General features: G+C 64.6%; 3 protein-coding genes. 1 reads left to right on the plus strand and 2 read right to left on the minus strand.

Annotated elements, in window-relative coordinates; translation table 11 throughout:
• Positions 1-1,122: MFS transporter (locus VHB27_RS05375; RefSeq protein WP_325597956.1), on the minus strand; the 1,122-nt coding region annotated here is incomplete at its 3' end.
• 60 nt (positions 1,123-1,182) lie between these two features.
• Here VHB27_RS05375 and VHB27_RS05380 point away from each other — a divergent pair.
• Positions 1,183-1,494 carry an antibiotic biosynthesis monooxygenase family protein gene (locus VHB27_RS05380; RefSeq protein WP_325597958.1) on the plus strand — a complete coding sequence of 104 codons (312 nt, stop codon included), beginning with the start codon at positions 1,183-1,185 and terminating at the stop codon, positions 1,492-1,494.
• Positions 1,495-2,239: 745 nt separating this feature from the next.
• Here VHB27_RS05380 and VHB27_RS05385 read toward each other — a convergent pair.
• The coding region (locus tag VHB27_RS05385; RefSeq protein ID WP_325597960.1) for a hypothetical protein at positions 2,240-2,574 on the minus strand (335 nt) is incomplete at its 5' end.

A 2,574-nucleotide genomic window follows, 5' to 3' on the forward strand; every position in this document is an offset into this window, starting at 1 on the left:
GACCATGAACAGCGCGTTCATGATGTTGTTGGCCGCCACCATCCGGGAGCGTTCCGCCGGCGCCGAACGGTCCTGGATCACGGCATAGAACGGGACCGAGAACACGCCGCCGCAGGCCGCCAGCAGCCCGAGATCGGCCAGCATCCGCCAGCCCTGGACCGACGCCAGCACGGCGGGCACGGTTGCCAGCCCCGCCGCGTGGGCGCCGCCGAAGTCCCAGCAGAACAGCGAGATCCCCGCCCCCGCGACCGGTGCGAGCCGCGTGCTGATGCGGCCGTGCAGCAGGCGGGCGCAACCGAGCGAGCCGATCCCGACGCCGATGGCGAAGACGGCGAGCAGGAGGGTCAGCACCGATCCCTCCGCCCGCATCTGGTCCCGCACCAGCACCGGCAGCTCCGTCAGCACCGTCGCGCCCATCGTCCAGAACCAGGACAGGCACAGCACCGACGACCAGATCGCCGGCACCCGCCGGCTGGCGCGCAGGACCGCGACGGTCTCGGCGAGCAGGTTGAACCCCACGCGCAGCGAGGCGTCCGCGGCCGGCAGGCGCGGCATCAGCCACGCGCCGGCCAGCCCGGCGGCGGCCAGCGCAAGGCCGGCGACGCCGACGATCGCCGCGCCGGCGGGCAGCAGGATCAGCCCGCCGCCGGCCACCGTGCCCAGCACGATGGCGCAGAACGTCGTCGCCTCGATGAGGCCGTTGCCGGCGATCAACTCCTCGGGGTGCAGGTATTCCGGCAGCACGCCGTACTTGACCGGGCCGAACAGCGCCGCCTGGCAGCCCAGGCCGAACAGCAGCGCCAGCAGCGCCGGCACGCTGGCGGTCAGGAAGGCGGCGGCGGCGCCCGCCATCAGCCCGCATTCGGCCAGCTTGTAGATCAGCGTCAGCCGCGGCTTGGGATACCGGTCGGCGAGCTTGCCGGCGGTGGCCGACAGCAGCACGTACGGCACGATGAACAGCGCCCCGGCCAGGGCGGACAGCCCGGCGCCGCCGACATGCAGCCGGAACAGCGCCAGCACCAGCATGGCGTTCTTCACCAGGTTGTCGTTCAGCGCCCCGCCGGCCTGGGCCAGCGTCAGCGGCCACAGGCGGCGGGACAGGATCAACCGGAACGCGGGCATCGCCGGTTCCCTACGCCCTCGGCGGCGGATAGACTAGGGGCACAGCGCAAGGAGATGCCCATGTTCATCGCGATGAACCGCTTCAAGGTCCTGCCGGGATCGGAAGCCGCGTTCGAGGAAGTCTGGACCTCCCGCGACACCTACCTGGCCGACGTGCCCGGGTTCGTCGAGTTCCATTTGCTGCGCGGGCCGGCGAAGGAGGACCATGTGCTGTATGCCTCGCACACGATCTGGCGCGATCGCGCGGTGTTCGAGGCCTGGACCCGGTCCGAGGCGTTCCGCCGCGCGCATGCCAATGCCGGGAACAACAAGCCGCTTTATGCCGGGCATCCGGAGTTCGAGGGGTTCGAGGTCATCCAGACGGTGAAGTGAGGGGCGACGGCACCGATCGGAATTCACTGCCTGTGGGAGTAGGGGTCGATCGTGCCATGCCTGCTATTATGAAAGACGATCCGCGAAGCGGCGAGTGAGGCCAGCGTCTCGATGACCCCGCCTGCCTAACCAACGCGTTTAGCAAGAAAGCCCCGGTATTATGCAGCAGCCGTCACCACAAGCCTAGGGCCGTAGAGACCTGCTTCCGATACCATATCGGCCGTGAGCACGTCACCGGTCATCAACGCCTTGGTTAACAAGCGAGCCGAGATCGCCGGACAGGTCTCCATACTGGAACGGCAGATCGTAGAGGCCCGTGCCGATCTGGCGCACCTGGACGCCACGCTTCAGTTGTTCGACCCCACGATTCGCCCCACAGCCATAAAACCGAAAGTACCACCAACCCTCCGATCCGCGCATTTCGAGGCCGGAGAGATCGCCCGTCGATGCCGAGAGGGTATCCGCGAGGCCGGACCGGAGGGCACGTCTCCCGAGGCACTGGCCGTGGCCGCCGTGCGGGACAAGGCCTTAATCTGGATGACATCGCGATCCGGAGCGACTTCGTCAAACGTATGTACTGGACCCTCAGCCGGCTCGCCCAAGAGGGCAAAGCGCGAAAGATGGGCCACGGTGTGAGCGCCTCGCGGTGGGTTTCGGTTTAGAGCCGGAGCATTGGTGGGAGTTGGCGGGGTAAATCAGTCTACCCGCACCCGACAGGCAAGATATCAGAATGGTCAACGCGCACTCATAAATCAGTCGCGAGATTCTGAAGTTCCTTTTTATACCGATCAACGGAGGGATTGACCTCGAGTCGTTGATTGTCGACGGGAAATTTTTGTCCAGGCTCCAGCCGAGAAATTGGAATTCGCTGATTGCCACTAATACGACCGCTAGAGTGGAAATCATCAAGCAAATAAAAGCAGTATCCTATCTCATCTTCGGTGAAGATATCTTGAAATTCACCCGCAACTTCTACCGCTTTTTCAACAAAATACCTTGTTGATGAATCCGGTGTGTTTTTCTTTTGTCTGTTCCACCCGCAATGAGTCATCACTATCGCATGAACTTTAGGCTGATGAT

The sequence above is a fragment of the Rhodopila sp. genome (genome assembly GCF_035548235.1).
Taxonomy (GTDB): domain Bacteria; phylum Pseudomonadota; class Alphaproteobacteria; order Acetobacterales; family Acetobacteraceae; genus Rhodopila.